The organism is Kitasatospora sp. NPDC059088 (assembly GCF_042738155.1).
GTDB lineage: Bacteria > Actinomycetota > Actinomycetes > Streptomycetales > Streptomycetaceae > Kitasatospora.
Window position 1 is genome coordinate 1 of record NZ_JBHYGR010000240.1, and the last position, 6,176, is coordinate 6,176.

The following is a 6,176-nucleotide window of genomic DNA, read 5'->3' on the forward strand; positions in this document are numbered from 1 at the left end:
GGGCACGGCCCCCGGGGCGGGGGCCCCCCCCCCGGCCGGGGCCGCCGGGCGCCCCCCCGCGGGCCCCGCAGTCACGGTCGGGCCCCCGGCGGGGCGGTCCCCCGCCGCCGGGGGCACCGGCCCGGATCAGGACGGTACTGCCACCGCGCCGCTTCCTCGTCCTCTTGCCCCGGTCGGGTCCAGCGGGCGGGCCCGACCGGCCGGACCTGCGCCGACCGGCACGACCCGTGCCGGCCCTCCCCGCGCGCCGTCTCAGGTGTCGTCTCCCCGGCTCCCGACGGTCCGGGCCCGCCGCGAGGAAGCCGGGCGGCACGTGGTGAGGTAGGCGTCCGCCAGGGATGCCGCCATGGCGTCGATGCCGAACCTCTCGCGCACCGTGGCCGACCCGGCTGCCGCCATCGCGGCGAGCCCGGGTGCAGGAGTGAGGACGAGCGAGCGCAGGCCCTCGGCGAGCGTCGCCACGGATTCGGTGGCCAGGAGGCGTCCGTTGACGCCGTCGCGCAGGTAGTGGGAGGCGCCGCCGCGCTGGGGAGCGGCCACCGGGAGGCCGGCTTCCATGGCTTCCAGCACAGCGAGCCCGAACTCCTCCTTGGCGCTGGGGCACACGTAGAGCGCGGAACCCGGTCCGGTCTGTGCCAGCGCCCTCTCCAGGAGGCGGACGTGCCGGTTGCGCAGAGCGGGCCACAGGGCTGCTCGCCTGCGGGCGACCGGGTTCGTGGCCAGGAGTTCGGTGACCCTGGCGCGCACCGCCGCTTCGATGTCGGTCGGGGCCGTGGGTGACCCGCCGACCAGCAGCAGGGTCGTGCGGTGGTGCAGGCCTGCGAGCAGCCAGGCCTGGACCAGCTGTTCCTGCTGCTTGACGGGGTGAAGGCGTCCCACACACAGCAGCACCGGCAGGTGGCGGTCGGTGGCGTCCAGGCTTTCGACGCTGCCACCGCAGCCGAACAGTCGCGCCAGCATCCTGCGGCCGGTCGCGGCGTCGTCAGGAGCGGGTCGGAAGGGGGCGATGCCCTCGGGCTGGAGATGGACCGACCGCTTCTCCAACTGCGGGAAGTGTTCGAGGAGTTCCTGCGTCCCGTGCCGCCCGGGCATGGCGACCAGCAGGTCCGCGCGGTCCACGAGGCGGTCGGCGACGAAGATGCGGTGCATGTCCAGGCGCAGCGCGTGGCTCGCGCCGGTGGTCTGCTCCGGGGGCAGACCGGCATGCCGTTCGTCCATCGTGCGGTGAGGATCGGGGGTGACCGTGAACGCGAGCTTCGCGCCGAAGCGGCGGGTGGCCTGGGCGACGGCCAGTGAGGCGTCGTCGGCGAACCTGACATGCGTGATGTCCGGTCGTGCTCCGGGGAGTTCGAAGGCGCGCCGCGCCCACCAGGCCAGAGCGGGCTGATGGGTAGCGGCGTTCTGGGGGTCCAGTACCTCTGCCGAGTCCACGGGCAGGCGTACCAGCAGGTGCGCCTTGCTGAATCGGCCCACCAGTTCGGCGCGTCGGGTGTCGTCGGGCTGGGCGGCGGTCAGAGTGAGGACGCGTGCAGTGCGGGCATGGGCCGACAGGGCTTCGGCCAGTGCGGTCAGGAGCACGCTCATGCCTCCGCTGAGCCCGGCTCCGGGTTCCTCCAGGCGGCCCAGAAGCATCGACTGCGCGACCACCGGGGAGGCGGTGAACGGCTCGGTCAGCGGGCCGAAGGCCGTCCTGAACCGCTGCCCCGCCGACGCCCCGGGCAGGACCCGTTCCCAGCACCCGGCAAGGAGCAACTGCTCGTAGGCATCCCGTGCCTCAGCGGGATGCGGCGGCAGCCCGAGGCCGCCACCGGCCACGCCCGACAGGTAGCGCCAGAGCGCGTGCCTCAGGGTCCGCCCCATCGGACGCAGTTCGACGGCCTCTCGGGCGGAGAGGGGCCTGAGGGCGTTGGCGTCCGCCACATCGAGCAGGAAGGCTGCTTCGGCGGGGCCGGGTGCCGAGAGCAGCCGTCGGCGGATCTCGGCAGTCGCGTTCAGCCCACCGTCGGGCCCGCAGCTGTGTTCCCACGCCTCGCCCAGAGCGATTCGTTCCCGCGGTTCCAGGTCCGGGGATGAGCCCGCAGCGGCCAGCACCCAGGCCGGCATCGCGCGTTCGCTCCGGGCGAGCTGCCGCAGACGCGCGGCGCGGCGGTCGGTGCGCGGCAGGAGCGAGTCGGGGTGGGCGCAGGCGCCGCCGTACTCGGCCCGTGCCAGCCGTCCGAGCAGGTCACCACCGGTGCGGGCTCGCACGTCCTGGGCCCAGTGGAATCTGCGCCACGCGCCGAGGGCCCCGGCGCCAGCGGCACCGGTCGGCGACCCTGCTGCGGCCGGAACCAGCGTGACGTGGTGTGTCATCGGTCTTCCTCCCGTGCCACCGAACGGTCACCTGCCCCTTCGGAGACGAGTGCCGAAACGGATTGGACCCGGCGCTCGCGCACGGATCCGGGCCCCTGCACCGCGCGGGCCCGGTAGCGGCAACCGACGTCCGGCCGTGGCTACCCTGGAGGCCTGGCACGATCGGAACCCGCACGCGATCCGAAGCCCTTGACGGAGGACAGCATGGCCCGCGTCGCCGTGATCAGCCCGCCCTTCCACTCCCACGCCAGGCCCCTTGCCGTGCTCGGCGCCGCACTGGCCAACCACGGCGCACGCGTCGACTTCGCCTGCACCCGTGCCTTCGAGGACCTCGCGACCCGAAGCGGCCTCGGGTTCACCGAACTCGCCGTCACCCGCAACGCCAACCACGGCATCGCCGAAACCACCCACCAGGACCACGCCGAGACCCGGCGCCTGCGTGAATTCCTGAACGCGACGTTCCTCGGGCCGACGGCGACCCTCCTCACCCAGGCACGCCACCGCGGCGACGACATGCTCGCCGAACCCGAACGCGTCCTGCGCGACCTCGCGGCCCTCGACGCACAGCTGCGCCCTGACTGGTACCTCGTCGACCAGCTCTCCTACTCCGCGACCCTCGCCCTGCACTGCCTCGGCCTGCCCTACGCCACCTTCTGCCCCGGCCACCCCAGCTACCTCCCGGCCGCCCCGGACGCCTACTTCGGCCTGCCCTACGCGTGGCCCGACACCCTCCAGCCCGCCCCAGCGGATCTCGACCGGCTGCGCGCCGCGGTTGCCGCCAACGACGCCGCTTTCACCGCGGCGTTCAGGGCGATCGCCCGCCGCCACGCTCCCGGCAGGCCCGAACCCGGCCGGGCCTTCGCCCTGTGCTCACCGCACGCGGTCGTCTTCAACTACCCCTGTCTGCCCTGGCTCCCCCCGGCCCCGAGCGGGCCCAAGGCCCTGTACGCAGGTCACCTGCTGCCCCACAGCGGCACCGCAGCAGTGGACATGACCTGGCAGGCCGTGCTCGCACGCCTGACAGCAGGCCGGCGCTCCGTGGTGCTGGTGGCGCTGGGCACCTTCCTGTCGGCCCGCCACGACGTCCTGGCGAACGTCACCTCCGGGATCCTCCGCCACACGCCCGCCTCCGTGATCGTGGCCGCCGGCAACCGCGTCTCCGACGTCACGAATCACCCGTTGCTGCGCGAGGCCGCCCCCGAGCGGCTTCACGTGGCCCAGGTCATCCCGCAGCAGGAACTGCTCCCACACGCGGCCGCCATGGTCCACCACGGAGGAAACAACTCCTTCACCGAATCGCTGTACGCCGGTGTCCCCGTACTTGTCCTGCCCTTCTCCAGCGACCAGTTCGCCATCGCCCACGACGCCGAGCGCGCCGACGTCGGCCGCTGTCTCGACCCCAACACCCTCTCCCCGGAATCCGCCGGCTCCGCAGTCGCGGACCTCCTCGCCGGAGCGGCGAACGGAGCGGCCGGACTCAGCAAGCGCATCCGACCCCGCGGCCCCGACTGGGCGGCGGCCGCTCTCCTGACGCAGATGCCCGGCAGTCTCTGAACACACGGCGTGGGCAGCTCGGACGGGCAGAACGAGTGGCGATCGGCTGCGAGCCCCGGAACCGTTCTCCGGAGGGCCATCCGAGAACGCGTCCGCGACGAAGAAGGGGTGAAGGCCGGCCGGTGCGGCGGGCCTCGTCGAGGGAGAGCCGATGATCACCGTGGAGCGCACCATGCTCGTCGAGCGGCCGGCCGGGGAGGTCCTGCGGTACCTGGCAGACTTCGGCAACACGCCGCAGTGGGACCCGGGCACCGAGAGCTGTGTACGCCTCGGTCACGGTCCGGTGGCGGAAGGGTCGCGCTGGCGCAACACCTCGCGGTTCAGGGGACGGCGCACCGAACTCGAGTACCGCCTGGAGCGCTTCGGTCCCGATCGGCTGCTGTTCGTGGGGCGGAACCGGACCGTCACAGCCACGGACGACATCTCGGTGCGGGCGTCGGGCAGCCACGCGCTGGTGGTATACCGCGCGCAGCTGCGGTTCAACGGCCTGGCGCGCCTCGCGGCGCCGTTCCTGCGGGCCGAGTTCGAGCGCCTCGCGGACGCGGTGGCGCTCCGGTTGCCGGCGGTGCTGGCGGCGGCGTGACCTTCGGCGGAGCGATCGGTGGTGCGGTGGGGCGCCCGGGTGTGTCGCCGTTGGTGAGGAAGGGCTCCTGCACGTCGGCGTGCATCCCGGACGGTGCGCACTGCAGGGCCGTCCTGGGGCGCATCGAGTCGGAACGCGCCCCAGGACGGGGTTCACGAGGGGTTCCGGCGGACCTGCGAGCCTGAGGATCCGGGGCGGCCGGGCCACCAGAAGCGGCGTCCCGTGAGCAGGACCAGGGCCGGGACGAGGACGGTGCGCACCAGGAGGGTGTCGAGGAGGACGCCGATGCCGACGATGACGCCGATCTGGGTGAGGGTGATCAGGGGCAGGACGCCGAGGACGGCGAACACGGCGGCGAGCAGGATGCCGGCGCTGGTGATGACGCCGCCGGTGGAGGCGAGGGCTCGCAGGACGGCGCGTCGGGTGTCGTGGCCGGCGACGGTGTCCTCGCGGGTGCGGGCGATGAGGAAGATGTTGTAGTCGACGCCGAGGGCGACGAGGAAGAGGAAGGACAGCAGGGGGACGTTGGTGTCCAGGGCCGGGAAGTCGTAGACGGTGCGGAAGATGGTCCAGCTCGCGCCGAGGGCGGCGAAGTAGGAGGCGATGACGGTGGTGACCAGCAGCAGCGGGGCGACCAGCGCGCGGAGGAGGGCGATGAGCACGATCAGGACGATCGCGAGGACGAGGGGGACGACGATGCGGGTGTCGTGGGCGTTGGCCTGTGCGGTGTCGTAGGCCTCGGCGGTGGGGCCGCCGACCAGGGCTTGGGCACCGGGCACGTCGGCGACGGCGTGGCGTAGCCGCCTGATGGTGTGGTCGGAGGCCGCGGTGCCCGGGGCGGCGTCGAGGACGATGTCGGCGCGTGCCCAGCTCCCGGTCCGGTCGGTCGGGGTCACGGAGGACACACCGGGCACCTGCCGGGCCGCGGCGGTGGTCCGGTCGGCCGCTGCGGTGGCGGACAGGAGGGTCAGGGGCTCGGCGGCGCCGGCGGGCTGGACGGCTGCCAGGGTGCGTTGCCCGAGGACGGATTCGGGGGCCTCGCGGAAGGAGTCGGCTCGGGCCAGGCCGGTGGTGATGCCGAGCGCTCCGGAGGCGAGGAGCAGCAGGACCGCAGTGCCGGCGAGGGCGACTCGGGCCGGACGTCGGGCGACGGAAGCACCCATGCGCGCCCAGAGGCCGCGGCGGTCGGCGGTGACCGGGGCACCGACCTGGGGGACGAGGGGCCAGAAGAGGCGGCGTCCGGGCAGGACGAGGGCGGCGGGCAGGACGATCAGGCCGAAGAGCATCGCGGTGAGGATGCCGACGGCGCCGGCGAAGCCGAGGCCGCGGTTGCCGGTGAGTTCGGCGGCCAGCAGGGTGAGCAGGCTGAGGACGACGGTGGTCCCGCTGGCCAGGACCGCCGGGGCGGTGCCGCGCCAGGCGCGGGCCATCGCGGTGAACCGGTCGTCGGTGAGGTGGAGTTCGTCGCGGTAGCGGGAGACGAGCAGCAGGGCGTAGTCGGTGCCGGCGCCGAACACCAGGACGGACAGGATTCCGGCGGTGGACGCGTCGACCTGGACGCCGGCGTGCGGGGCGAGGACGCCGATGAGGATGCCGGCCGTGCGGTCCCCGGCGCCGACGACGAGCAGCGGGACGAGCCACAGGATCGGGCTGCGGTAGGTGATCAGCAGCAGGACGGCGACCACCG

Annotated in this window: 4 protein-coding genes; 2 read left to right on the forward strand and 2 right to left on the reverse strand. The window is 73.7% G+C overall.

Annotated features, from left to right (window positions below; all coding sequences use genetic code 11):
* Positions 1-252 precede the first annotated feature (252 nt).
* A complete protein-coding gene (locus ACFWXO_RS44450) occupies positions 253-2,352 on the reverse strand; it encodes a glycosyltransferase (RefSeq protein ID WP_380532741.1) in 2,100 nt (699 codons plus the stop codon).
* A gap of 204 nt (positions 2,353-2,556) precedes the next feature.
* On the opposite strand from ACFWXO_RS44450, the gene ACFWXO_RS44455 reads away from it, so the two are divergent.
* Together ACFWXO_RS44455 and ACFWXO_RS44460 are read left to right on the forward strand one after the other, a co-directional pair.
* Complete coding sequence (locus tag ACFWXO_RS44455; RefSeq protein WP_380532744.1) at positions 2,557-3,906, forward strand: glycosyltransferase; 1,350 nt, start codon at positions 2,557-2,559, stop codon at positions 3,904-3,906.
* A 151-nt stretch (positions 3,907-4,057) separates the two neighbouring features.
* Entirely contained in the window at positions 4,058-4,489 is a 432-nt protein-coding gene (locus ACFWXO_RS44460; protein ID WP_380532747.1) for an SRPBCC family protein, read from the forward strand.
* A 152-nt stretch (positions 4,490-4,641) separates the two neighbouring features.
* On the opposite strand, the gene ACFWXO_RS44465 is transcribed toward ACFWXO_RS44460, so the two are convergent.
* On the reverse strand, positions 4,642-6,176 hold a 1,535-nt coding region (locus ACFWXO_RS44465; protein ID WP_380532750.1), incomplete at its 5' end, for an MMPL family transporter.